Source organism: Sphingopyxis sp. CCNWLW2, from assembly GCF_037095755.1.
Classification (GTDB): Bacteria; Pseudomonadota; Alphaproteobacteria; order Sphingomonadales; family Sphingomonadaceae; genus Sphingopyxis.
Map to the genome: position 1 here is coordinate 1995376 of NZ_JBAWKJ010000001.1, position 22146 is coordinate 2017521.

General features: G+C 63.7%; 28 protein-coding genes. 14 read left to right on the forward strand and 14 right to left on the reverse strand.

Translation table 11 applies throughout. The annotated features are described in order from the left end of the window. Window positions 1-175: 175 nt before the first annotated feature. The 4 genes from V8J55_RS09500 (at window position 176) to lepA (ending at window position 4215) form a co-directional block, all read left to right on the forward strand. On the forward strand, window positions 176-322 hold the full coding sequence (locus tag V8J55_RS09500) for a hypothetical protein (RefSeq protein WP_336445370.1): 147 nt from the start codon (window positions 176-178) through the stop codon (window positions 320-322). A 69-nt stretch (window positions 323-391) separates the two neighbouring features. Continuing rightward, the gene (locus tag V8J55_RS09505; protein WP_336445371.1) at window positions 392-1474 is read left to right on the forward strand and encodes a HEAT repeat domain-containing protein; all 1083 of its coding nucleotides are present in this window, start codon (window positions 392-394) and stop codon (window positions 1472-1474) included. After that, window positions 1462-2346 carry a transposase gene (locus V8J55_RS09510; protein WP_336445372.1) on the forward strand — a complete coding sequence of 295 codons (885 nt, stop codon included), beginning with the start codon at window positions 1462-1464 and terminating at the stop codon, window positions 2344-2346. Before V8J55_RS09505 ends, V8J55_RS09510 begins: the two co-directional genes overlap by 13 nt. A 45-nt stretch (window positions 2347-2391) precedes the next feature. Beyond that, window positions 2392-4215, forward strand: a complete 1824-nt coding sequence (gene lepA / locus V8J55_RS09515) for a translation elongation factor 4 (RefSeq protein WP_336445373.1) — start codon at window positions 2392-2394, stop codon at window positions 4213-4215. A 62-nt stretch (window positions 4216-4277) separates the two neighbouring features. Here lepA and V8J55_RS09520 read toward each other — a convergent pair whose 3' ends face one another. From V8J55_RS09520 to V8J55_RS09545, 6 genes are all read right to left on the reverse strand, one after another. Continuing rightward, window positions 4278-5129: an endonuclease gene (locus V8J55_RS09520; RefSeq protein ID WP_336445374.1), complete on the reverse strand. Its 852-nt coding sequence runs from the start codon at window positions 5127-5129 to the stop codon at window positions 4278-4280. Continuing rightward, complete coding sequence (locus V8J55_RS09525; RefSeq protein WP_336445375.1) at window positions 5119-6453, reverse strand: DNA cytosine methyltransferase; 1335 nt, start codon at window positions 6451-6453, stop codon at window positions 5119-5121. The genes V8J55_RS09520 and V8J55_RS09525 overlap by 11 nt, the downstream gene beginning before the upstream one ends. A gap of 44 nt (window positions 6454-6497) precedes the next feature. Next, the gene (locus V8J55_RS09530) at window positions 6498-6923 is read right to left on the reverse strand and encodes a very short patch repair endonuclease (RefSeq protein ID WP_336445376.1); all 426 of its coding nucleotides are present in this window, start codon (window positions 6921-6923) and stop codon (window positions 6498-6500) included. Between the two features lie 50 nt (window positions 6924-6973). Continuing rightward, complete coding sequence (locus tag V8J55_RS09535) at window positions 6974-7102, reverse strand: hypothetical protein (RefSeq protein WP_336445377.1); 129 nt, start codon at window positions 7100-7102, stop codon at window positions 6974-6976. 190 nt (window positions 7103-7292) lie between these two features. Then, window positions 7293-8558 (reverse strand): hypothetical protein, encoded by a 1266-nt coding sequence (locus tag V8J55_RS09540; protein ID WP_336445378.1) that lies wholly within the window; start codon window positions 8556-8558, stop codon window positions 7293-7295. 145 nt (window positions 8559-8703) lie between these two features. Continuing rightward, window positions 8704-9045: a helix-turn-helix domain-containing protein gene (locus tag V8J55_RS09545; RefSeq protein WP_336445379.1), complete on the reverse strand. Its 342-nt coding sequence runs from the start codon at window positions 9043-9045 to the stop codon at window positions 8704-8706. A gap of 169 nt (window positions 9046-9214) precedes the next feature. On the opposite strand from V8J55_RS09545, the gene V8J55_RS09550 reads away from it, so the two are divergent. Next, window positions 9215-9856: a GNAT family N-acetyltransferase gene (locus V8J55_RS09550; RefSeq protein WP_336445380.1), complete on the forward strand. Its 642-nt coding sequence runs from the start codon at window positions 9215-9217 to the stop codon at window positions 9854-9856. A 214-nt stretch (window positions 9857-10070) separates the two neighbouring features. Here the strand turns inward: V8J55_RS09550 and V8J55_RS09555 are convergent, their stop codons facing one another. The 3 genes from V8J55_RS09555 to V8J55_RS09565 all read right to left on the reverse strand — a co-directional run bounded on the left by V8J55_RS09555 (window position 10071) and on the right by V8J55_RS09565 (window position 11263). Next, window positions 10071-10358, reverse strand: a complete 288-nt coding sequence (locus tag V8J55_RS09555) for a hypothetical protein (protein ID WP_037518530.1) — start codon at window positions 10356-10358, stop codon at window positions 10071-10073. A 222-nt stretch (window positions 10359-10580) separates the two neighbouring features. Further along, window positions 10581-10880 (reverse strand): CtrA inhibitor SciP, encoded by a 300-nt coding sequence (gene sciP, locus V8J55_RS09560; protein WP_325546331.1) that lies wholly within the window; start codon window positions 10878-10880, stop codon window positions 10581-10583. Window positions 10881-10882: 2 nt separating this feature from the next. Next, the gene (locus tag V8J55_RS09565; RefSeq protein WP_336445381.1) at window positions 10883-11263 is read right to left on the reverse strand and encodes a hypothetical protein; all 381 of its coding nucleotides are present in this window, start codon (window positions 11261-11263) and stop codon (window positions 10883-10885) included. Between the two features lie 144 nt (window positions 11264-11407). On the opposite strand from V8J55_RS09565, the gene mnmA reads away from it, so the two are divergent. The 7 genes from mnmA (at window position 11408) to V8J55_RS09600 (ending at window position 16229) form a co-directional block, all read left to right on the forward strand. Continuing rightward, window positions 11408-12550, forward strand: a complete 1143-nt coding sequence (gene mnmA / locus V8J55_RS09570; RefSeq protein ID WP_336445382.1) for a tRNA 2-thiouridine(34) synthase MnmA — start codon at window positions 11408-11410, stop codon at window positions 12548-12550. Between the two features lie 64 nt (window positions 12551-12614). Continuing rightward, on the forward strand, window positions 12615-13037 hold the full coding sequence (locus V8J55_RS09575; protein ID WP_336445383.1) for a hypothetical protein: 423 nt from the start codon (window positions 12615-12617) through the stop codon (window positions 13035-13037). Between the two features lie 11 nt (window positions 13038-13048). Beyond that, window positions 13049-13534 carry an NUDIX domain-containing protein gene (locus V8J55_RS09580; RefSeq protein ID WP_336445384.1) on the forward strand — a complete coding sequence of 162 codons (486 nt, stop codon included), beginning with the start codon at window positions 13049-13051 and terminating at the stop codon, window positions 13532-13534. A 585-nt stretch (window positions 13535-14119) separates the two neighbouring features. Next, on the forward strand, window positions 14120-14812 hold the full coding sequence (locus tag V8J55_RS09585) for a DsbA family oxidoreductase (RefSeq protein ID WP_336445385.1): 693 nt from the start codon (window positions 14120-14122) through the stop codon (window positions 14810-14812). A 55-nt stretch (window positions 14813-14867) separates the two neighbouring features. After that, window positions 14868-15188: a hypothetical protein gene (locus V8J55_RS09590; RefSeq protein WP_336445386.1), complete on the forward strand. Its 321-nt coding sequence runs from the start codon at window positions 14868-14870 to the stop codon at window positions 15186-15188. 117 nt (window positions 15189-15305) lie between these two features. Beyond that, window positions 15306-15857, forward strand: a complete 552-nt coding sequence (locus tag V8J55_RS09595) for a thermonuclease family protein (protein WP_336445387.1) — start codon at window positions 15306-15308, stop codon at window positions 15855-15857. A 132-nt stretch (window positions 15858-15989) separates the two neighbouring features. Then, on the forward strand, window positions 15990-16229 hold the full coding sequence (locus tag V8J55_RS09600; protein ID WP_058539995.1) for a DUF2171 domain-containing protein: 240 nt from the start codon (window positions 15990-15992) through the stop codon (window positions 16227-16229). Between the two features lie 262 nt (window positions 16230-16491). Here V8J55_RS09600 and V8J55_RS09605 read toward each other — a convergent pair whose 3' ends face one another. Together V8J55_RS09605 and V8J55_RS09610 are read right to left on the reverse strand one after the other, a co-directional pair. Next, a complete protein-coding gene (locus V8J55_RS09605; RefSeq protein ID WP_336445388.1) occupies window positions 16492-16986 on the reverse strand; it encodes a hypothetical protein in 495 nt (164 codons plus the stop codon). 159 nt (window positions 16987-17145) lie between these two features. Continuing rightward, a complete protein-coding gene (locus V8J55_RS09610) occupies window positions 17146-17313 on the reverse strand; it encodes a hypothetical protein (protein WP_171013687.1) in 168 nt (55 codons plus the stop codon). 179 nt (window positions 17314-17492) lie between these two features. Between V8J55_RS09610 and V8J55_RS09615 the strand changes: the two genes are divergently transcribed. Then, a complete protein-coding gene (locus tag V8J55_RS09615; RefSeq protein WP_336445389.1) occupies window positions 17493-17990 on the forward strand; it encodes a hypothetical protein in 498 nt (165 codons plus the stop codon). Window positions 17991-18022: 32 nt separating this feature from the next. Here the strand turns inward: V8J55_RS09615 and V8J55_RS09620 are convergent, their stop codons facing one another. Next, window positions 18023-18733: a hypothetical protein gene (locus V8J55_RS09620; RefSeq protein ID WP_336445390.1), complete on the reverse strand. Its 711-nt coding sequence runs from the start codon at window positions 18731-18733 to the stop codon at window positions 18023-18025. Window positions 18734-19159: 426 nt separating this feature from the next. Between V8J55_RS09620 and V8J55_RS21670 the strand changes: the two genes are divergently transcribed. Then, on the forward strand, window positions 19160-19675 hold the full coding sequence (locus V8J55_RS21670) for a hypothetical protein (RefSeq protein WP_443030798.1): 516 nt from the start codon (window positions 19160-19162) through the stop codon (window positions 19673-19675). Between the two features lie 1053 nt (window positions 19676-20728). On the opposite strand, the gene V8J55_RS09630 is transcribed toward V8J55_RS21670, so the two are convergent. Beyond that, window positions 20729-20953 carry a hypothetical protein gene (locus V8J55_RS09630; RefSeq protein WP_336445391.1) on the reverse strand — a complete coding sequence of 75 codons (225 nt, stop codon included), beginning with the start codon at window positions 20951-20953 and terminating at the stop codon, window positions 20729-20731. 124 nt (window positions 20954-21077) lie between these two features. After that, complete coding sequence (locus V8J55_RS09635) at window positions 21078-22142, reverse strand: ribonucleotide-diphosphate reductase subunit beta (RefSeq protein ID WP_037518520.1); 1065 nt, start codon at window positions 22140-22142, stop codon at window positions 21078-21080. Between the last annotated feature and the right edge of the window lie 4 nt (window positions 22143-22146).

The following is a 22146-nucleotide window of genomic DNA, read 5'->3' on the forward strand; positions in this document are numbered from 1 at the left end:
CGGGTCTCCCGGTTTCGAGCCTCGCACCCTATCCCCGGTCCGCGCCGCCGCAACCCCGCTTCGACCAGCGGCATGGCCTGCGATTACGATAAGTTAACTGTGAAGCGCGCCCGCACCTTCCTAGCTCTGTTCCCCGGCGGCAGGTCGCGTCGCCGATCAAGACAGGAGGGGGAATATGGGTCTGCCAACCATCGATATCGAGGCGCTGCCGTTGCTCGACACCGCGGTCGGATTGTTCGGCTCGCTTGTGGGCGAAAGTGCATCGTCGGGGCCGTCGGTGTTCGAACTCGCCGTCGCCATCGCGATGATCGTATACGACTGAGCTGCGGCGGGAACGGGCGGCGTCACCAACCCGGCGCCCTCCGTTCCCGCGCCTTTCGCGATGCACGGCATGCCATCCCGCCACGACCATTTCCCCCGCGCCGATGCCGCACGCAGTCTGGCGATGCGCCGCGCGGTCACCGACCTCGACACTGCGTGGAAATCGGCCGACAACGCCCCCGACGGATTGGTAACCGCCATCGCGGCGCTCGCCGATGCCCCCGCCGACGTCGCGATATCGCGCCTGCTTCCGTGGCTCTCCGACACTGGCTGGCTTCGCGGCCGGCTCGATGCAGCGCTGGCGCTGCTTGCCGCCGACCCTTTTGCGCGTCCGCCGCTGCGGATGGTCGGCGGCGGCGATGGCGGCGCCGGCGGGCTGGTCCTCGCCGATCATGGGGCGATCCGCCTGACGCTCCAGTTGCGGCCGTTTACCGCGAATAGTGCCGCGCCTGCCACCGCGGTCTTCGTCCCCGGCCGCGCAGCGATCCATGTGCTCGAAAGTGGCGGGGCAGAGCTTCGCGCGCATGCCGTGACGGTCAGCGGGGCCGAGGATGCCGGCGGATGCACCGCTAAGAACGCCGCCCCGTGCCATAGCCGGCCGCCGCGTCCGCTGCGGACAGGCGAGACGCTGATCCTCGACACCGCGCGCCAAAGCTTCACGCTTCAGCACGGGCGCGCGGGCGTCCCCCGTGACATCCTCTTCGTCGAACTCAACGTCCAGCCGCCGTCGCGGCTTCCGATCCGCGCATATGACATCGCAAGCGGTCGCCTGACCCACGTCAGCGCGTCGCGCCGCGACAGCAGCTTCCGCCAGATGGCCCTCGCGCTGCTCCGCCAGCATGGCAGGACCGATGCCGCGCCGCTTTTCGTCGCCGAGACGGCGAGCGAGGACTTCGCCGCGCGCTGGAACGCGATGCGCGAACTCGTCGCGCTCGACCCCGCGGCGGCGCTTCCGCACCTCAGCGCGATGGCGGCGAGCGATCCGCATCCCGAGGTTCGGCGCGCCGCGGCGGCGACGCACGCGCTCTTCTCCCTGCCTTCCGGTGAGACGGGGCGGGAGGGGGGTGGAGGGCCGGGGCCTTGCACAAGCCCGGCGCCCTCCACCCCCAAACCCGCGCCCCATGCGAAGGGGCCAACCGCATGCCCCGCCTGATCGAACCGCTTGCGGGCCCCGCGCTCGATATCGAAGAGGTGACCGCGCGCCTCGATGAAAGCGGCGTCGACCTCGCCGACGAGGACAGCATCGCGCGCTGCGCTGACCTCCTCGCCGGCCTCCAACGCAACCCCGACTTCCTCACCGACCGCGTGATCGACGCGCTCAAGGCGAGCTACGCCGACCAGCTCGAAATCAACCGCTACACGGCGCAGGTCTTCCTCCTCCACCGCAGCCCGCGCGGTTTTTACCTCCGCGCCAACATGTGGCCCTCCGAGCGCGACGCCGCCTACACCGCGAGCGGCCCGGCAGCCTTCTCCTACGGCGTCCCGCACGACCATAATTTCCACTTCCTCACCGCGGGTTATTTCGGCCCCGGTTATGTCAGCGACTATTATGACTATGACCCCGAAACCGTCGACGGCCGCCTCGGCGAGCCGCTGAACCTCAAATTCGTCGAGCGCTACAGCCTCAGCGAAGGCAAGATGATGCTCTACCGCGCCCACCGCGACATCCACAGCCAGCTCCCGCCGCCAAGCCTCTCGGTTAGCCTCAACATCATGGACGAGGGCGAGCAGGTCCCCTGGCGCGATCAATATATCGTCGACCTCGAGCACGGAACGATCGCCAAGCGCCCGACGCTGACGAGCAGCGAGATGGTGCTCCGCTGCGCGGTGCATTTGACCGGGAATGGGAAGGATGTGGCGGAGCAGTTCGCGAAGGCGCATCCGGTCCCAAGGGCGCGCGCGAATGCGATTGGGGCGCTGGCGGCGGTGGAAGAGGGCAACGCGCGAGCTGCGGTTCTGGAGCGCGGCATGGCCGACTGCGACGCCCGCGTTCGCGACGATTGCCGGCGCTGGCTTGCGCTGTAGCTTCCCCTGCTGACAGCGCGGCTTTCGGCTGCTAGGGCGCGGCGCATGACCACGCCTCTTTCCCATATCCGCAACTTCTCCATCATTGCGCACATCGACCATGGCAAGTCGACGCTCGCCGACCGGCTGATCCAGTTCACGGGCGGGCTGACCGCGCGCGAGATGTCGGCGCAAGTCCTTGATAATATGGATATCGAGAAGGAGCGCGGGATCACGATCAAGGCGCAGACGGTGCGCCTGAAGTATAAGGCGCACGACGGCGAGACGTATGAGCTCAACCTGATGGACACGCCGGGCCACGTCGACTTCGCCTATGAAGTGTCGCGGTCGCTCGCGGCGTGCGAGGGCGCGCTGCTGGTGGTCGATGCGGCGCAGGGGGTCGAGGCGCAGACGCTCGCGAACGTCTATCAGTCGATCGAGCACGACCATGAAATCGTGCCCGTGATCAACAAGATCGACCTGCCCGCGGCCGACGTCGACAAGGTGAAGGCCGAGATCGAGGACATCATCGGGCTGCCCGCCGACGACGCGGTGCTTGCCAGCGCCAAGGCCGGGATCGGCATCGAGGAAGCGCTCGAGGCGATCGTCACGCGCATCCCGCCGCCAAAGGGCGATGCAACCGCGCCGCTCGTCGCGATGCTCGTCGACAGCTGGTACGACCCGTACCTCGGCGTCGTCATCCTGATCCGCGTCGTCGACGGCGTGCTGAAAAAAGGCCAGCAGATCAAGTTCATGCAGGCGGGCACCACCCACCTGATCGACCGCGTGGGCTGTTTCACGCCGAAGATCGAGCAGCTTGCCGAGCTTGGCCCCGGCGAGATCGGCTTCATCACCGCGCAGATCAAGGACGTCGCGCAGGCGCGCGTCGGCGACACGGTGACCGACGCGAAAAAGCCCGCGGCGCAGGCGCTGCCGGGGTTCAAGGAAGTCCAGCCCGTCGTCTTCTGCGGCATGTTCCCGACCGACGCGAACGACTTCGAGAAATTGCGCGAGAGCATCCAGAAGCTCCGTCTCAACGACGCGAGCTTCTCGTTCGAGATGGAAAGCAGCGCCGCATTGGGCTTCGGCTTCCGCTGCGGCTTCCTCGGCTTGCTCCACCTCGAGATCATCCAGGAGCGGCTGACGCGCGAATATGACCTCGACCTGATCACCACCGCGCCGTCGGTGGTGTACAAGCTGAAGCTCGGCCACACCAAGAATGAGGCGGCGAAGGAAATCGAGCTCCACAACCCCGCCGACATGCCCGACCCGAACCGCATCGACGAGATCCAGGAACCGTGGATCGAGGCGGTGATTTACGTGCCCGACGAATATCTCGGCCCGATCCTGAAACTGTGCCAGGACCGCCGCGGGGTGCAGAAGAATCTGACCTATGTGGGCGGCCGCGCGCAGATCACCTATGAACTGCCGCTCAACGAAGTCGTGTTCGATTTCTATGACCGGTTGAAGAGCATCAGCCGCGGCTACGCCAGCTTCGACTATCACCAGATCGGCCACCGCCCCGGCGACCTCGTCAAGATGAGCATTCTCGTCAACAACGAGCCGGTCGACGCGCTCTCCATGATCGTCCACCGCGGCACCGCCGAAACGCGCGGCCGCGGCATGTGCGAGCGGCTGAAGGACCTGATCCCGCGCCACATGTTCAAGATCCCGATCCAGGCCGCGATCGGCGGCAAGGTGATTGCCCGCGAAACGATCGCCGCGCTGCGCAAGGACGTGACGGCGAAGTGCTATGGCGGCGACGCGACCCGTAAGAAGAAGCTGCTCGAAAAGCAGAAAGAGGGCAAGAAGCGGATGCGCGAATATGGCAACGTCAATATCCCGCAGGAGGCATTTATTGCGGCGCTGCGGATGGGGGATGATGCCTGATTTGCTAAGGAAAAATGGGGCAGGGTGGTTGAAGCTGCCGGGCCGTTCGCCCCTTCGATGTCCTAGCCTTGGGAATACAGTTTAAGCTCCGCGAGTGTTACTTCCGAGGCGTCGACCAGCCGATAGTGCTTTTCCTGCACGATCGATACGTCGCTTCCGTCGAAAACGAGCTCGAACATCGCTATCACGTCATCGCTCATAAACTGTGTCGACACCGCTCTCGGTATCAAGTTTTCGTATTTATTTCCTGCGCTGTTCCCAACTCTGCAAAACGTCACGTCTTGAATAGTCTGTATCACCCCAAGCTTGTCGTTCCCTCCCTTTGCTTGTACCGGGACGATATATTGAGCCGCATTGCTGTCAACTCCAATGTATAGCTCATCTATCTCTATTTGGCCGTAGTTAACGATCTTGGTTCGAAGGTGATTTTGGAGACTGTATGCTGTAATTCCAAGAAAAATATCGACAAGTCTATTGTATCTTACCTTGGCAAGCAGGGCTTGTTCTTGAGTCAGCGCGTGTTGATTTATGATTCCTGGTGTTGCATCAGGAATTTTTCGAATCATAAGGCCGGGCGTAGGGACCAAATGAGACAGGCGACTCAATCTAAACCTGTATTGCGCGTCGCCAGCTCCTAAGATTAGCCAATAAAGGCCGTCGGGTTGCGTGTCTAAAATGGGCTTCGGCAATGCAGTCCGATGCCGAAAAGCATATATTACATCACCAGGATTTTTTGGGCTTTTTACGCCTGTTCGTTCGACGGCTACAGCTATGTCATCGCGATGGAACTCAAACTCCGTATCGCCATTATTATAAAAGCGCTGGAAAATGTCGAGAATTATGGATTTGTAGGCCGCTGTGCGCTTTGGCGATGCGGGCGTTTCTATCTCGTCGGGAGCCGCGTCATCGGCCATATGCGCGCCTCGCAAGTTGTTCGGCTTCAATTTCGTGTTGCCGGCGTTTTACGGCGCCGCTTTTACGATCTCGTTTGGACGGAATCGCTGCTACTCCAAAATGCTCAGCAGCCTGCGATAGATTCATTCGCAGCAAAGCTGTATCGCCTAAGCTTAACGTTTCGAACGGCGTTTCCGGCGCTGTGCCCATAGATTCCAAAACCTTTGCCGCGACTTCGCGAGCGAGCGGAGGCGGAACTGAATTGCCGATCTGGCGTGCACCATGCCACTTAGTTTCGTTAAAACGGAACCAGTCGGGATAGCCGTGAAGTCGTGCCATTTCTCGCACCGTTACACAGCGCGGGTGTTCGGGGTGGATCGGTCGTGGGCTGGTGAAGGCGCCTCGCGCACCGTCGGTTCCGGCGCGCAATGTATTGCTGAGGCCCTCCGGGGCGAGTCTATAGAATCGTGACACGGGTTCGGTGTCGCCTCCGGTTGTAGCTGCGAAACGCCTTCGCGAAATGTCGGTATGGTCCGTTCGGGCGCTCGAGGTCAGCAACGATGGATCCCATTGTCTCACGTAGCCAAAATGCCAAGCGTTGTTGGTCAGGCAGCGTAGCTCGCTAGCATAGGGGCTCGGATTGCCCCAAGCATCGGGCCGAATTTCGTCGGTGTGGAATAGGGCTTCGAATAGGTCGGCATCGGGAATATCCGATAGCGCTTGGAACACGTTCGGCCCCAGAGGGAGTGTCGCGGGGGCCTTGCCGCGGCCATCGGCCGCTTTGGTTGTTTGTTGGGGATAGCTAGGCAGTGCTTTCGGCCGCTTTGCGCCATACAGGAATAGACGCTCACGATGCTGCGGAACACCAAAATGGGCAGCGTCGAGCACGCGCCATGGCGACAGCACATCGTAACCTAGTTCGTTTGCTGTGGCGACGATCTCGTCCAGAAACTGGCGGTGTTTGCCGATCGTCAGTCCCTTTACATTTTCAAATACGAAGTAGGTCGCGTCCAATTCGGCGACGATCCGTAAGAAGTCCCGCACAAGTGCATTGCGGGGATCATCGAGCGCTCGTTGCCCGATCATCGAGAATCCCTGACAGGGTGCGCCGCCGAAAACAACGTCGACACGCCGTTTGCCGATTCCGGCTGCAACTCGAATTTCGCTACCGGTCAGTCCAACAACCGAGCGCGGCATGACGGCACAATGAGGAAAATTGAATTTATGGACAGCGCAATGGACCGGATCAATTTCTACAGCCGCGACAATGTCAAAACCAGCTTGTTCGAAGCCGAGACTCATCCCGCCAGCACCGGCGAAAAGGTCGATCCCGATTGGCCTCATTTTAAACTCCCTTCGAATCTCGTAGAGCGTTCGTAGCAGAACATTTAGGGAATGTCGATCGAATTTGTGGGTCCGAGAAATTTCTGCAACCTCTCTTCAAGCAATTGATTATTCTTGATTTCGCATTGCCATATCTCTTCGACTGACCATCCAAGCTGCTCCAATTCGGACCGTTTCTCGGCGTCGCGTTTGCGGTTTCGTTCGATCTTCTCATGCCAGAATCCAAGATTGGATTTCGGAAGTTTTCCTATCCGACAGCCGTGCCCGTGCCAGAAGCATCCGTGCACAAAAATGGCCTTACGGCGTCGTTTGAAAACGATGTCGGGCTTACCCGGCAATTCCTTCCGATGCAGGCGAAAGCGATACCCAAGCCGGTGAAGCAAGGACCGCACTTCGATTTCGGGCTTTGTATTCTTCGAGCCGACCTTCGCCATCAACTGGCTGCGACTCTCCTGCGAACGATTATCCATTATCTAAGAATAGTCAGCTTAAAGGAAAGTTCATCCTCCCTGAACTTAGCCTATCGTGTCATCGCCTCCTCCAATCGCACAATCCGCACCACGCACCGCGCCGGAATCTCGATCACGCCGCTCAGCATCAGTCGTTCCTCGTCGCCGACGATCATCGCCGATCCGTCGAGGACCTTCACGCAATCATCGTCGTGGATCAGGCGGCCGATGGAGAGGCAGGTCTGGGCCTTTTCGGGCTGGAAGCCTTCGTAGGGGACCCAGCCGCCATAGGGCTCGCGCAGCTGGATCCATTCGATCTCGACCCTTCGGCCGAAGCGGGCGGAGCCGGTTTCGGGGTGGAGGCGCCTTCGCGGAGGCGGCGGTCGAGGCTCATGCTTCGTCTTCCGCCTGGCGCGCGCCGGGCGCCGGCCCTCCCGCCTTCCACGCCGCCCAGCTCGCCTCGCTGTAGGCGGCGTTCCATTCGCGTTCGAGCGCCGCGATCTCGCGCTCGGCGCGGCGGCGGGCGGCGTCGCGGTCGCGGCTGGTCGGGCCGCTTTGGCTGTGGGTGTCGGCGAGGAACTCGTGGGGGTGCTGGATCACGGGCTGGCGCGCCTGTTGCCAGCCCTCGGCACGCTCGCGCAGGCGGTTGGCGGCGGCGCGCATGTCGCCGCGGGTGATCTTGCCGCTGGCGAGGTCGCTTTCGCCCGCCTCGCCCTCGATCATATGCTCCTCGAAGCGGTCGAACCACAGCTCGTCCTCTTCGCCGCCCTCGGTCCAGCGGACATGGTCGGCGGGCGGCGGGGCGGGGTTCGACAGGTCGCCGCCCTCGGCCTCCTCCCAGTCGACATTGCCCGCACCCGCCGACAGCGGGACGATCATGTCGGGGTGGTGCATGTGCCATTCGTGCTTCTGCGGGTTGATATAGGCGTCGGCTTTTCGCACCGCGGCCCAATCGGTTCCGGGGCCGGTGAGCAGGTCCCACGCGGCGCGCTTGACCGGGTCGTGCGAAATCTTGCGCTGATAGGCGGTGCGGATGATGCGGAGGCGGTCGTCGAGGTCGGTGTCCTGCCGGTTCGCGCGGGCATTGCGTTCCATCAGGCGCGCCTGGCGCTCGGCCTCCCACTCGGCCTGCCATTTCTCGCGCAGGCGGCGGACCGCGTGCGGGAGGGCGGTGGCGGGGGCATCGACGGGGTTGATGCCCGCGCCGAAGCTCTCGGGAAAGCGGCTCGCGGCGATATGCTGCATCGCGCGCACGTTCGGCCGGCGGCGTTCGAGGATGACGCGGCCCTCCTTCGAGATCGTCTCGGGCACGCCGTAGATCGCATATTCCATGAGCAGATCGGCGACGCGGCGCGCGCCCGCCTCGACCGCGCGGTCCCACGCGGCGGCGAAGCTGCCGGCGTCGTCGCGTTTGCGTAGCTGGTAGAAGGCCGAGGTCGAGTGGCCCGCGATCTTTGCCGCCATGCTCACCGCGCCGGTCGCGGCGAGATGCGCGATGAACATCCGCTGTTTCTGCGCGGTGATGCCGGTCCAGCGCTTGGTGCGCTGTTCGACGGGGGTGAAGGCGAGTTCTTCGGGGAGAGCATCGGGATCGATGGCGGGGTCAGCCTCCGCGTCGATGACGGCGGGGAGGGGCGGGAGGATTTCCTGTTTCATGGGCTTAGTTCCTGTGGTTCGTTTGAATTTCATAAACGAACCATATGGGAACAATGTAGGAAAGGGGAAAATGGAGAGGCATGCGCCCAACGCCGCCCCGTGTCAGGGGCGGGGCGACGAAGGGGGAGGGGGTGGCGGCGGGCGCCTACATCTCGATGGTGATGCGCACCTTCGACGGGGTGGTGCCCGCGGCGTGGGCGATTTCGGCGCGCATACGGGTCACGAGGTCCGAAAGATGGTCGCTGCCCGGCGCGCTGTCGCGGCTCAGGAGCTCGGTGGGCGAGGTGCCGAGGAGGTCGGCAAGCGCCTCCAGCCGCGCGAGCCGCGGACGCGAGCGGCCCTGTTCCCAATAGCAGATCGAGGTGACGGTGACGCCGAGCCGGCCGGCGATGTCGGTCTTGCTGAGCCCCCGTGCCTGACGCAGCCGCGCGAGGCGGTCGCCGAGCACTTCATAGCGTGTGTCGCTGTCCGGGTGGGCGTGGATCACAGACGTGCAACCTTTTCGACTTCGAGGTGCAACATTACCAAAGTTAAGGGTGGTCCGGCTTTCAACATTTCACCGATTATGGCGGGGGAAAAATGCGTAGGGCGCGCCGCCAAGCGGTGGATTGCGGGCGGGGCGCGGCGCCCCTATCGTGCGCGGGCAGGAGGCCGCGATGACCGGAATGGACAAGCAGGCAGGGGCGCGGGTGGCGCCGCGGATCGAGGATATCGCGGTGCACTGCACGCTGAACGATGGCACCGCGGTGTGCCTGCGCACGATCACCCCCGACGATGCGCCGCTGATCCGCGAGGGGATTGCGAAGCTGTCGGCGGAGTCGCGCTATCTGCGCTTTTTCTCGCCCGCGCCGGTGCTGCCCGATGCGGTGGTCGAGCGGCTCGCCGATGTCGACGGGCACGACCATATCGCGTGGGGCGCGATCTGCACCGAATGCCCGGGGCAGCCGCCGATCGGCGCGGTGCATGCGGTGCGCCATCGGCATGACGGGCCGGTGGGCGAATTTTCGATTGCGGTGCTCGACGCATTCCAGGGGCGGGGGCTGGCGCGGATGATGACCGCGGCGCTGCTCGTCCATTGCCATGCCGAGGGGCTTGATATGCTCGAGGTGCATATGCTGTCGGAAAATGCCGCGGCGCGGCGGCTGGTGAAATCGATGGATGCGGCGTGGGCGGGCGAGTCGGCGGGGGTCGCGGACTATAGGCTCGACGTCGCGGCGGCGATCGCGGCGCTGCGCGCCGATGACGATGCGCCGGGGGTGCAGGATGTGCTGCGCCTGCTGGAACAAGCCAGCGGCTAGTCCCTCCCGCCGCCCTGGGTCGCTGGTGGCGGCGGGAGGGTGGTCCGTGAAATGGGTCGCTGAAAGCGAGTTCCCGTCCCATTCAGGGTCAATATCTGCGATTGCGCGGGGCGACGGTGATCGAGATCACAGGTTCGCGAAAATAGGCCGCGCACGATAAAGGGCGCCGGAATCATCCGGCGCCCTTCACCCTGCCCTTTAGGGGAGGCAGCCCTTATTTCTTGGCGGGGTCGGCCGGCGGCGTGGTGGGGGCGACTTCCGACGGCGCGATCTCGCCGCTATCGTCCATCGCGTTGGCCTTTTCCTCACCGGCGGCTTCGACCGCGTCGGCCTTCGCTTCGGTTGCTTCCTTGGCCGCGCCCTCGGGCATGGCGTCGGCCTGCTCGTCGATCACGTCGGCCTTGGCTTCGGCCTGATCCTCGACCTTGTCGGCAGCCGGGCTCTGGCAGGCGCCGAGCGCGAGGGCCGAGGTGGCGGCGAGGGTGATGAACATCTTACGCATATTGAATGACTCCCAAAGTTGACTTGGGGGCTTAACGCGGGGTGAACGCAAGGGTTGCAATGAAATTGTCAAGCTAATGAAATCGCGTGTATTTCTTTTCTGATATGGGCGTTGCTAAGGCCGGCCCGGATCGCCCCGGCTTTTTGCCAGTCCGTGTACGGCAGGCAAAAAAAGAGGGCGCCCGAAGCGCCCTCTCTCATGTCTGGTCCGGTCCCGCGGCCTTTAGAAGCGCTGTTGGCGCTCGTAGAGGTCGCGGTAATGCTGGATGCGCGTGACGCGCAGTCCGGGCATGCCGCTGCGGTCGATCGACCGCTGCCAGCCGGCAAATTCCTCGAGGGTCAGCCCATAGCGTTCGCACGCTTCGTCGACGGACAGGAGTCCGCCGTTAACGGCCGCGACGACCTCTGCCTTGCGGCGAACGACCCAGCGGGTCGTCGTCGGCGGCGGCAGCGAGTCCAGCGTCAAGGGCTCTCCGAGGGGGCCGATAACCTGTGCGGGCCGGATTTTCTGATTCTCGATCATAGTCATTCCACATTATTACCGTCGGAGGGGGGTGTGCCCGACGCATTCATATCTAGATCCGAGGGATTCAACATCGGCTGAAATCCTCTGGTAAACAGGCCGTTCATAGTTTCGGGCAGGGCGTTCGCATCGTCGGATAAATCGAAGAAACGAACGACGCGCGGGGCTTTTTGTTCCGCTGTTGCGCGCGTCCCGCAAAATATGTGGCGCACGGCGTTAAGCTTCGCGGCATGGCGTTCGCGATGCGCCTGCGTCCTGAGCTGCCGCACCGTCGGCAGGGCGGCCTGGCGTGCGCTGGACACGGCCAATATGATGTCGAAGCCGGGCTTTGACAGCTTGGCCGCGCCGGCGATGCGCGGAAGATCGGACGGAACGAAGTTCATGCGACTCGTCTACGCCAGAGGAGCTAAGGTCCCGTAAATGCCCGTTTCAGAACCCGTTAGCGAAGCTTAATCCCCGTCAATATCTTGACACTTTGCGCGGAAAAGCTGGCTTTTTTGCATTCGCGTCCCTAGATGGCGCCGACCATGATTGCGACGATTCCTTCCCCCGCCGGGCTCGCCCAGGCCGACTTTCAGCTCGCTTCGCCGCTCAAGGACCGGCGAATCGTTGTCGCGATGTCGGGCGGAGTCGACTCGAGCGTCGTCGCCGCGCTCGCCGCGCGATCGGGCGCCGAGGTGATCGGCGTGACGCTCCAGCTCTATGATCATGGCGCCAAGGCGAAGCGCGTCGGTGCCTGCTGCGCCGGGCAGGACATCCGCGACGCGCGCGCGGTCGCCGACCGGCTGGGCTTCGCGCATCACGTCTATGACCATGAAAGCCGTTTCCGCGACACGGTGATCGACCAGTTCGCCGACGAATATTTGTCGGGCCGGACGCCGATCCCGTGCGTGCGCTGCAATATGGGGGTGAAGTTCACCGACCTGTTCCGGCTCGCGAAAGAGCTGGGAGCCGATTGCCTTGCGACGGGCCATTATGTCCGGCGTGTGATGGGCCCGGCGGGCGCCGAACTGCACCGTGCGGTCGATCCGGCGCGCGACCAGAGCTATTTCCTGTTCGCGACGACGCAGGACCAGCTCGACTTTCTGCGCTTTCCCTTGGGCGGCCTTGAGAAGAGCGTGGTGCGCGAGATCGCGCGCGATCTGGGGCTCGGCGTCGCGGGCAAGCCCGACAGCCAGGACATCTGCTTCGTCCCCGATGGCGATTATGCGACGCTGGTGCGCAAGCTGCGTCCCGAGGCCGACGATCAGGGCGACATCGTCCATGTCGACGGCACCGTGCTCGGCGCGCACAAGGGCCTGATTCATTATACCGTCGGGCAGCGGCGCGGGATCGAGATCGGCGGGCAGGCCGAACCATTGTACGTGGTGCGCCTCGAAGCCGCGACGAAGGCGGTGATCGTCGGGCCGCGGCGCGCGCTCGCGGTGTCGGGTGCGCGGCTGGGCGAAGCGAACTGGCTGGGCGCGGTCGACGGGCGCGCCGTGCTGGCGAAGGTGCGCAGCATGGCGAAGCCGGTGCCCGCGCGCGTCGCGGGCGACCGGCTGATCTTTGCGACGCCCGAATATGGCGTCGCGCCGGGGCAGGCGGCGGTGCTGTACGATGCCGCCGACAATTCGCGCGTGCTGGGCGGCGGCTGGATCGAAGAGACGTTCGCGGCGGACGATGTTTAACCCGGAATAGATTGCACTTTTTTCTCCGATGCCGCAGCCTGCCGGCAAATCGGGGAGAAGAATGATGGTCAATTGGGTCTTGCGCGGCGCCGTCCTGCTGTGGGCGCTGTTCTTTGTCATCGTCGGCGCGCGCGGGTTGTTCGACCCCGCGAGCTATACCGAGACCTTTGGCATATTGGTCGAGGGCCCGGCGACCAATACGATCCGCGCCGACCTGTCGGCCTTTTTCCTTGTCGCCGCGGGCGCGGCCGCGACCGGCGCGCTGGTGCCGGGCTGGCTGCGCGCGCTGCTGGTGCCCGCCGCGCTTTACGGCACCGCGCTCGCCGGCCGCTTGTTCGGGGTGGCGAGCGGCGATGCGGTGAACACGGGGATCGTGCAGGCGATGATCATTGAGGCGCTGACCGTGCTGCTGATGATCGGCAGCTGGTGGGTATTGTCGCGGCCGGTCGCGGCGGTCGATAATGCGGTGCCCGTCGACGCTGGATAGCGGGCCGTCCGATGAGTTTCGCGGACAGCTATCTTGGAAAGCTGCGTTCGCTCGTTGGGAGCCGCTGCCTCCTCGTCCCGGGCGCGCGCGTCGTGATAGTCCGCGGCGACGGATCGATTCTCCTGCAACATCGAAGCGACTTCGGCGTGTGGGGACTTCCCGGCGGAAATGCGGAGGAGGGCGAGGATCTGACGGAGGTGGCCGTCCGCGAGACGCTTGAGGAAACCGGACTTCGCATTCGAAATCCGGTGCCCTTCGGTTTCGGCAGCGATCCGGAATATGAGACGGTGCGCTTCCCGAACGGCGATGTTTGCCAGTTCTTCGTCATGATGTTCTTTGCGACCGAATTTGACGGCGATGTGACCGCCGACGGCTCGGAAACGCTGGATCTGCGTTGGTATCGCCCGGACGACCTGCCCCCGATGCTCGAGAATATGCGCCGAAGCGTCGAGGCATTTACCGCTTTCGAGAAGAGCGGGTCGTTTCAGATGATCTGATGCGTGGGCAGCTTTCGACCGGAAGCTACCGTTAGAAATATGTACCCCGGCGAAGGCCGGGTCCAGAGCGGGGCCAACATAGGTCGGCTCTCCAAAGCCCTGGACCCCGGCCTTCGCCGGGGTACACATATGGGCAAGAAGGATAATCATCGTCGTCATCCTCGGACGAGGCGCGTGACTCGTCCGACTTGACCCGGGGTCCCGCCTGATGCCGAAGCCATTGAGTGCGTCAAAAAGCGGGATCCCGGATCAAGTCCGGGATGACGAAGTGGGGTGAAGGCAACGTCCGCTTGCCACCCCAAACCCGACGCTACCCACAATGGCCTATTCCCGCCGCTGCTTGTCTTCTTAACCAATTTATGAGTTATTGCGCGCGGGGTCGCTTCTGTTTTCCTTTGTGGTGGGGAGGAAGCGTATGACAGGCGATGAGGACAAAAGGACGAGTTCGGAGCGGCGGTCGAGTGACCGCCGGACGACCGACGACCCGAATTATAAAGGGCCGGATCGCCGCAACGGCGATCGGCGGACGGGCAAGGATCGCCGTTCCGACTGAGTGCGGCGGGGCGTGCCGGCAGGAGAAGAAATTTGACCGAACCGCGCATACCGCGCCTCAGCGTCGACATCGTGTCCGACGTAATGTGCCCCTGGTGCATCATTGGCTGGCTGAAGTTCCGCAAGGTCATGGACCATTTTGCGGAGCGGCTGGATTTCCGCGTTCAGTGGCATCCGTTCGAGCTGAACCCCGACATGCCGGCGGAGGGCGAGGATACCGCCGCGCATGTCATGCGCAAATATGGGATTAGCGCCGAGCAGAGCCGCGCGAACAGCGGCAAGATGGCGGAGGTCGCCGCCGATCTCGGCTTCACCTTCAACCGCAGCGGTGAAAGCCGCGTGCGTAACAGTTTCGATGCGCACCGCCTGCTGACCTGGGCGGGGGCGCTTGAGGAGCCCGAGCAGGACGCGGCGACGGGCGTGCAGACCGCGCTGAAGCTCGCGTTGTTCGCCTCGCACTTCACCGACAATCGCGATGTCAGCGATCATACGGTGCTCGCCGACGTCGCGGCGTCGGTGGGGCTCGACCGCGCGCGCGCGGCGGCGATTCTGGCGTCGGACGAGTTCGGCGAGATGGTGCGCACCGAGGAAGCCTATTGGGCCGACCAGAATATCACCGGGGTGCCCGCTTTCATCCTCGGCGGGCGGATGCTGATCCCGGGGGCGCAGGATCCCGAGGTCTTCATTCGTGTGATCGAGACGAAAATACTGGCGGCCGCCGCCTGAGGAACGGCCGCGCGATCCCGCGCGTTTCCCGGCTGTCCCCTGAAAGGAGCCGGCCATGATCGACGATCCCCGCAAAGCAGATGCCCAAGCCGACGAAGCCCCCGAAGCGCGCAATCGCGAGCAGGATGACGAGGAGGCGCAGGCGCAGAGCGTTGCCGAAGCCGCGCGTCGCGATCGGCCGCAGGAAGACAGCGACAAGGTCGGCAACGGGAACGCCAGCGACGATGTTCAGGATCTGGTTGACCATATGCGTCAGATGGAACGGTCGGGGCGGATCGACATGGATGCCTATCGCGGCGAACGCAGCGACGACGACGAGGATGACGAGCTTGGCGAGGGCGGGGTCGAGGACGACGCGCCGCGCGGCGCGCCCTGATACCCTTGGATTGAGGATCAGAACGGCGCCGTAGCGGGCGTGATTGACCTGCTTTGCCGGTCAAAGCGGAGCGGCCTCGCCGGGATTTTGTCAGGCCCCCACCGCTAGGGTCGCCGCATGTCCGAACCCGATTTTCACGATCCGCGGGCGGTACGCCGGCGGCGCACCGCCCCACCGAAGCTGTGGCTGACGCGGGCGATGGCCGCTGCGTTCGTCGCTACGCTCGCGACCTTTCAGGGCTTTCCGGGCGGCGCCGAAGCGACGCCCGCGCCCGCGATGTCCATGCTTGCGGGCGGCGAAGGCGCGGCGGAGCGCGATGCGCTGTCGGCGCGCTTCGCGCTCTGCCACAGCGGCGGCGGCTGCAATTGCGTCGTCGACGGCGACACCTTCTGGTTCGCGGGCGACAAATATCGCATCGCCGACATCGACACCCCCGAAACGCATCCCGCGCGCTGCGCCGAGGAGGCGGCGCTCGGCGATGCCGCGACCGAACGGCTCCGCACCTGGCTGAATGCCGGCGCCTTCAGCCTGGAAAGCGCCGGGCGCGACACCGATCGCTATGGCCGCAACCTGCGCATCGTGACGCGCGGCGGGACGAGCGTCGGGTCGGTGCTCGTTGACGAAGGGCTGGCGCGGCCATGGGAGGGGCGGCGGCGCCCCTGGTGCTGATCGTTCGGGACGGCGGCGCGATGGAAAGTGGGCGCGGCTTTCGGGCGCCTTGCCTCGGGATATGGAGCCGACTCGCTTTCTGCGCGTATGATGGCGAAGCTCCCCCTTCCCGGAGCGGCAAGGAGAATGACGATGGCAGAGCATGACCATAGCGCGATCAAGGAAGGTTTGAATGTTGTCGGCGCCGACGGCGTCCATGTCGGCACCGTCGACCATCTCGACGGCGAGCGCATCAAGCTGACCAAGGCCGACAGTGGCGACGGCAAGCATCATTACCTGCCCGCGGGTCTGGTCGCGGCGGTCGAGGGCGACACGGTTCGCCTGTCGGCGAACGCCGCGAACGCGGTCGACCTGTTCGAAGAGGCCGAATAGTTTAGGCGAGATAACAGAGGGCCGGCGGCGCAATCGGGCGCGGCGGCACCGAACTGGCCCGTCCCCTCCCCTGGGGCGGGCCATTTTCCTATGCGGATGCGGCATAACGACGAAAGGGAGCCGGTGTCCCGGCTCCCTCCCCGATCGCTGGCGCGATGCGGTCTCTCCCGATTTTCCAAGGCGGGGAGCCGAGTGCACCCGGCTCCCCCCAGCGCGGCCACGTCCCTTATTGCAAGGGGTCGCCGCGGCTAGTCCCGATATGTCAGCGCGATTCGATCGCGGCGGTGGTGCGCGCCTGGATTTCGGCGCTCGACAATTTGGTGACGAGGCCGTGGGTCGCACCCACTGCGCCATGATAGATTTGGGCAATCGGCACATTGTAGAGCTTGCCGCCGCGGACCACGACGGCAGTGTCGCCCTCGACGCTCTGGACCGTGCCGACGCTGTTGCCGCTGGTGTCGTAAAGCTCGGCGCCCGCGCGCACCTGTTCGCGCGTCGCGAGGGTGAGGTTCGCCGTATCGACGGCCTTGCCGACCGTGCTGTCGACGCGATCGACGGTGCCGCCGACGGGGTTGGTGACGCCATCGACCGCGGCATCGACCGCGCCGCCCTTCAGCCCGACCTTGCCGACCAGATTGACGTTGGCGCTGCCGTCGGGGGCGAGCTGGGCGGGGGCCGGCGCGGGCGCGGTTTGCGTGAACGCCGGGAAAGCGAGGAAGGCGGGGGCGACCGTCAGAAGGGCAAATGCTTTGCGCATGTCTGTGTCTCCGTCGTGGGACTGGGTCAGGCATCGGCGCGCCCCGCGGGGGGGAAGGGGGCGGCGCCGATGCCTTGACGCAAGAAACTTGTGCAATGTCCGATTGTTGCATCGCATCGCGGCGATTGCGACGGACCGCCGCGCGTGCGCGACGAGTGGCTAATGCGGTTGCGGGCGGGGCGGTTTTCCGGGCGGTCCGGCGATCAATTTATTGAGCGTCGCGAGGCGCTGGCGCGCCGCGGTCCAGTCGCGTTCGGGGTGCGCCTGAATCTGATCGAGGAGGACGCGAACCTCCTTGCGGCGGTCGCCTTCGGTTACGGCCTGCATGGGCTTTCTCCTTTCGCCCGCCAGTATAGCAGCGGCGCGGCGCAAGCGGTGGCGGCTCGCCGCGCGGGCGGGGCGGTCCGTCGGCTGGCTGGCGCCGATGTTGGCGACTCGCAGCGGGCAGGGCGGTGCGAAAGCGCGCGGGGTAGCGCGGCGGGGCGGCGATGCCTATTTAGGCCGCGATGATCGACGGGGACCGGAAAATGGTGGTGGTGGCACGGCTGCGCACGGCGCCCCTGGTGGGGTGGCAATTCGCCTGCGCGGTGCTGCTCGGCGTGCTCGCGGTGCGGCTCGACTGGGGCGGCGATCCGGTCGATGCCTTCTGGAACATGGTCTTCGGGCAGCCGCTGCTGCTGCTCGCGATCGCCGCGGTGCTGAGCGTCTGGGCGTATATATTCGGCATGTGGCGGCGGCGCGGCGATTACCTCCGCCACGACGGGGTGACGCTCTATCGCGGCGCCAGCGCGCGCTGGCCGCTCGCGCTGGTCCGCGATGTGGTGGTGGCGCGCGGCAATATCGGGCTGGATTCGCTGCGGCTGGTCGTCGACGACGACAGCGAGGTCACGCGCGAGCTGGTGAAACTTTATATGCTCGAAGGCCCGCCAGAGGTCGTGCGCGACGGCGTGATGTTTGCGGTGGCGCGCGTGGGCGGGGTGATGCGGCCAGTTACGGTGCATTGAGGGGCGCGGAGTCGCTCTGGCGGTCCCAAAGTTCAGCGAAGTTCAGCCTCATCGTCATCGCGCGCCGGCATCGCCGGCGACACCGGGACCGCTTCGTCCGTGTCGTCGCGATACCAGCGCGGCAGCTCGCCGTCGCACAGGTCGGCCACCTCCAGCGCCACCGCGAGATCGTCGGGCGCCATCAGCGCGGCGGGCGCGGCGGGCGGTTCGGGGTGCAGATGGACCAGCGCCTCGGCGATCGGGGTCGCGGCGGGGGCAGCTCGGCCGGCGGCATTGCCGCGCAAACAATCGGGGCCGTAGGCGCGCAGCAGGAACATCAGCAGGCGGTCGCTCTGGCGCAGGCGGCGGCCGACGCGGCGGCCTTCACGGTCGAACACCGGCTCGTCGGTGCCGACCAGCGCGCGTTCGAAGGCGGCGTCGAGCAATTTCTTCGACGCCGCTTCGATCGCCGCCGACCAGGCGCGGTCGAACGCCTCCGCCCCCGGCGCGCGGCGCAGGCGATAGGCGGAGGATTCGGACATGCAGACACGCTGCGCGGCGGTGGCGACCGAGCCGCTGTCGGCCAGCGCCTCGATAAAAGCGCGCTGCTTGTCGGGCGACCAGCCATCCTTGCGGCGTTTTTTCAGCACCGGCACCCAGTCGTAAGCGGCGGGGTCGTGGCCGTGTGCGTCGAGCGCGGGGGCGTCGTCGACCGTGGGGGCGGGGGTCGCGCCGGGCGAGGGGATGGGGGCGATGTGGCTCATCCGCCAGTTTGGAGCATAGGCGGAGAATGTAGGACAGGGGTTTTTGGGGCGGGGTGTGCGAAATAGGATTTGGGGCGCGGCAGCGGCGCCGAGATTGGGTTTACGCGAAGGCAGGACGGTCTATCCCGCGTTGTAATCTCGGACGAGGCGAGTGCCTCGTCCGACTTGAACCGGACCCATGCGGCGCCTCGGCAATGTGAGAGTCTATTAAGTGGTCGCCGCAATTCTTGTTAAGCTTAAATAGTCTTGTCCTATTTGACTCGATTTTGACATGCGTCGTTTTCGGGCTTTGTTACGGAATTATTCGGATTTTTCCTGAATTATTGCCAATATGGAAGTTTTAAAATTCATTTTGGAGTTAAATTTACGCGAACATGGATGCGATTTGAGGCATGATTCCCGTGTCTTGGGAGCAGGGGGATGCGAATGGGACGGGAAGGAATAGATCCGGGCAGTGGTTATGATCTGCCATATCGGTTGAGTCTCATCGAACAGCAGATTCAGTCGCTGTTCAAAAACGGACCGGTCATATCGACGCCGGAATCGACTTATCGACATGTTGGCGGCGGGTGGCGCGGCAAGCCGGTGCCGATTTCCTTTCCCGACGGAAAGGCGCGCGGCATTCGTGAAATGATCTGGAGACGGCGGCGGCGGGAAAGTCATTTTCCCGCCGATCTTTTTGCCGATCCCGCATGGGATATGCTGCTGGATCTGTATGCGTCGCACTATGAGCGAAAGACGGTTTCGGTTTCGAGCCTGTGTATCGCCGCGGCGGTCCCCGCGACGACAGCGTTGCGATGGATCAAGACGATGGCCGACGAAGGTTTCTTCGACCGCACTGAAGATCCTGACGACGGGCGCCGGATCCACATCGCGCTTTCGGAGGATGGGCGCCAGCGGATGGACAATTATTTCGGTGAACTGACGCAGGACGGCGAATAGGAAGGAGCGTGCGAGGCGGTTGGTCTGCTGCCCTGCCGGATCGCTTGCCGGCGCGGCGGAGGGGGTGCGAGGTGACGCCGGTGTGAGCGTGCCGCACCGCGCGCTGGCCATGATATAGGCGCAGGGCTGGAAGTCGGCGTGCATGGGGCGGAGGCTAGGGCGGCGATGGACCCCGGATCAAGTCCGGGGTGACGAAGATGGGGTCGGATTGGATGCTTCTCTCTGGATCGTCATGCCGGACTTGATCCGGCATCCATGCGGAGTGCGCCGAGCAAGAAATCACGAATCTAGTCAATATTCCGCAGTTCCGGTGAGTAGTCGCGCCTCGGAGAAGAGACAGCGCAGGATGTCTGAATTTTGATTTAGTCGATCAGTCCTATGAAGCTTGAGCAATCCGGATCGTCCTTTACGCGATATTTATCATGAGAGAAAAACGCGTGGCGAAAGTCCGATTTGGTATACCTTAGCCAGTTCAACCATGCTCTTTGATAAGATTCTACGCGAGAAGTAGACATGTTCCCTATGGGATCGGGAGGGCTCGAACGAAGATGCCATTCTAGTCCGCATAAATGATATGCGACCTCGGCTAAGCTGATACCAAGTTCTTCCTCTCCCTTTATTAGGTCTTCGCGCGTCGCAGCGCCGTTTATTATATGTGCGGCAGCCTCGGCTTGTACGCTGTAGCCTTCTAGATTTTCAGCGCCGCTATAGGGAGTTGTAGCAATATACGGCGAAAACGTCTTAAAAAACGCAGCAAGCCCAGTTAGGTCAACGGTACAATTTGACAGCATTTCATCGCGTTCATCAACATACAGCCGTGCGGCGAAGCACGTGCTAGCATCGTCTAATTTTTGAACATATTTGATGCGATCGGACGTATAACTCCGCGCCGTTGGTTCCTCGAACAAGCCTGCGATGTATTGCGGGGCCGAAAACAGAGCGAGCACGGCAACAATTAAACCAATAAATTGGTATTTAGTTGGTTTAGACCAGTTTTTCCATTGTTTCCGGGTTGGTAGTATCGAGTTTATCCTTCCCGCTTATCCGTCATTATCAAACCGAAAATCCGCCCGAGTTGCGCCGGTTCGAGCTTGCCGCCAGCACCTTCTTGCCCTGCGGGGTCAGGGCCCATTTGGCGCCCTGCTTGACGACCAGTCCCAGCGTGACGAGTTCGTCGCGCACGGGATCGGTGGGGAGTTGGGGGCGGCGGTTCGACAGGCCTTCGAGGCTCGCGCGCTGGGGTTGGCTGAGGATCAGGAGTTTCTGTTTTTCGGTCATTTGGGTTGCCTCTGACTTCTTGTCTTAATCTTGTGGGGCGGCGTTGCCCTCCCCGCGGCGAGTAGGGAGCAAGCTCCCAAGTCTTGCTGCCCCTCCCGCAGGCGGGAGGGGTTTTCAGGGTCGCTTATTCCGCGGCGATGCCGGCTTGTTTGAACATGTCTTCGCCGTCGGCTTCGGCGTCGTTGACGGGCGCCGCGTCTTCGCTGTTCTTCGCCTTCTTGCGGCTGTCGAAGCTGGTCCACACGCTGTTCCAGTCGCCGCGCGTCGCGCCCTTGCTGTATTCGGTCGCGCGCGTTTCGAAGAAGTTCGCGTGCTCGACGCCGTTGAGCAGCGGGGCGAGCCAGGGGAGCGGGTGCTCGTCGATCATGTAGATCGGCTGGAACCCGAGCTGGCCGAGGCGCCAGTCGGCGATGTAGCGGATGTAGCGCTTGATCTCCTTCGGCGTCATGCCGGGGACGGGGCCCTGTTCGAACGCGAGGTCGATGAACGCATCCTCGAGCCGCACCGTCTTCTGGCAGGTGTCGATGATGTCTTCCTTCACCGCCTTGGTCAGGCAGTCGCGTTCCTTCACGAAGGTGTGGAACAGCTTGATGATGCCTTCGCAGTGGAGGCTTTCGTCGCGGATCGACCAGCTGACGATCTGGCCCATGCCCTTCATCTTGTTGAAGCGCGGGAAGTTCATGAGCATCGCGAAGCTGGCGAAGAGTTGGAGGCCCTCGGTAAAGCCGCCGAACATCGCGAGCGTGCGCGCGATATCCTCGTCGCTGTCGACGCCGAAGGTGCCCATATAATCGTGCTTGGCGCGCATCTCGTCATATTCGAGGAACATGCCATATTCGCTTTCGGGCATGCCGATCGTGTCGAGCAGGTGGCTGTACGCCGCGATGTGCACCGTCTCCATGTTGCTGAACGCGGTCAGCATCATCTTGATTTCGGTCGGCTTGAACACGCGGCCATATTTGTCGTGGTAGCAATCCTGCACCTCGATATCGGCCTGCGTGAAGAAGCGGAAAATCTGCGTGAGCAGGTTGCGTTCATGGTCGCTGATCTTCTGCGCCCAGTCGCGGCAATCCTCGCCCAGCGGCACTTCTTCGGGAACCCAGTGGATCTGCTGCTGGCGTTTCCAGAAATCATAGGCCCACGGATATTCGAAGGGCTTGTAGGTCTTGCGGGCTTCGAGAAGGGACATGTTC

Coding starts and splice junctions, on each gene's coding strand:
- V8J55_RS09500 (WP_336445370.1), top strand. CDS start 176: ATGGGTCTGCCAACCATCGATATCGAGGCGCTGCCGTTGCTCGACACC.
- V8J55_RS09505 (WP_336445371.1), top strand. CDS start 392: ATGCCATCCCGCCACGACCATTTCCCCCGCGCCGATGCCGCACGCAGT.
- V8J55_RS09510 (WP_336445372.1), top strand. CDS start 1,462: ATGCCCCGCCTGATCGAACCGCTTGCGGGCCCCGCGCTCGATATCGAA.
- lepA (WP_336445373.1), top strand. CDS start 2,392: ATGACCACGCCTCTTTCCCATATCCGCAACTTCTCCATCATTGCGCAC.
- V8J55_RS09520 (WP_336445374.1), bottom strand. CDS start 5,129: ATGGCCGATGACGCGGCTCCCGACGAGATAGAAACGCCCGCATCGCCA.
- V8J55_RS09525 (WP_336445375.1), bottom strand. CDS start 6,453: ATGAGGCCAATCGGGATCGACCTTTTCGCCGGTGCTGGCGGGATGAGT.
- V8J55_RS09530 (WP_336445376.1), bottom strand. CDS start 6,923: ATGGATAATCGTTCGCAGGAGAGTCGCAGCCAGTTGATGGCGAAGGTC.
- V8J55_RS09540 (WP_336445378.1), bottom strand. CDS start 8,558: ATGAAACAGGAAATCCTCCCGCCCCTCCCCGCCGTCATCGACGCGGAG.
- V8J55_RS09550 (WP_336445380.1), top strand. CDS start 9,215: ATGACCGGAATGGACAAGCAGGCAGGGGCGCGGGTGGCGCCGCGGATC.
- V8J55_RS09555 (WP_037518530.1), bottom strand. CDS start 10,358: ATGCGTAAGATGTTCATCACCCTCGCCGCCACCTCGGCCCTCGCGCTC.
- sciP (WP_325546331.1), bottom strand. CDS start 10,880: ATGATCGAGAATCAGAAAATCCGGCCCGCACAGGTTATCGGCCCCCTC.
- V8J55_RS09565 (WP_336445381.1), bottom strand. CDS start 11,263: ATGAACTTCGTTCCGTCCGATCTTCCGCGCATCGCCGGCGCGGCCAAG.
- mnmA (WP_336445382.1), top strand. CDS start 11,408: ATGATTGCGACGATTCCTTCCCCCGCCGGGCTCGCCCAGGCCGACTTT.
- V8J55_RS09575 (WP_336445383.1), top strand. CDS start 12,615: ATGGTCAATTGGGTCTTGCGCGGCGCCGTCCTGCTGTGGGCGCTGTTC.
- V8J55_RS09580 (WP_336445384.1), top strand. CDS start 13,049: ATGAGTTTCGCGGACAGCTATCTTGGAAAGCTGCGTTCGCTCGTTGGG.
- V8J55_RS09590 (WP_336445386.1), top strand. CDS start 14,868: ATGATCGACGATCCCCGCAAAGCAGATGCCCAAGCCGACGAAGCCCCC.
- V8J55_RS09595 (WP_336445387.1), top strand. CDS start 15,306: ATGTCCGAACCCGATTTTCACGATCCGCGGGCGGTACGCCGGCGGCGC.
- V8J55_RS09600 (WP_058539995.1), top strand. CDS start 15,990: ATGGCAGAGCATGACCATAGCGCGATCAAGGAAGGTTTGAATGTTGTC.
- V8J55_RS09605 (WP_336445388.1), bottom strand. CDS start 16,986: ATGCGCAAAGCATTTGCCCTTCTGACGGTCGCCCCCGCCTTCCTCGCT.
- V8J55_RS09610 (WP_171013687.1), bottom strand. CDS start 17,313: ATGCAGGCCGTAACCGAAGGCGACCGCCGCAAGGAGGTTCGCGTCCTC.
- V8J55_RS09615 (WP_336445389.1), top strand. CDS start 17,493: ATGATCGACGGGGACCGGAAAATGGTGGTGGTGGCACGGCTGCGCACG.
- V8J55_RS09620 (WP_336445390.1), bottom strand. CDS start 18,733: ATGAGCCACATCGCCCCCATCCCCTCGCCCGGCGCGACCCCCGCCCCC.
- V8J55_RS21670 (WP_443030798.1), top strand. CDS start 19,160: ATGGGACGGGAAGGAATAGATCCGGGCAGTGGTTATGATCTGCCATAT.
- V8J55_RS09630 (WP_336445391.1), bottom strand. CDS start 20,953: ATGACCGAAAAACAGAAACTCCTGATCCTCAGCCAACCCCAGCGCGCG.
- V8J55_RS09635 (WP_037518520.1), bottom strand. CDS start 22,142: ATGTCCCTTCTCGAAGCCCGCAAGACCTACAAGCCCTTCGAATATCCG.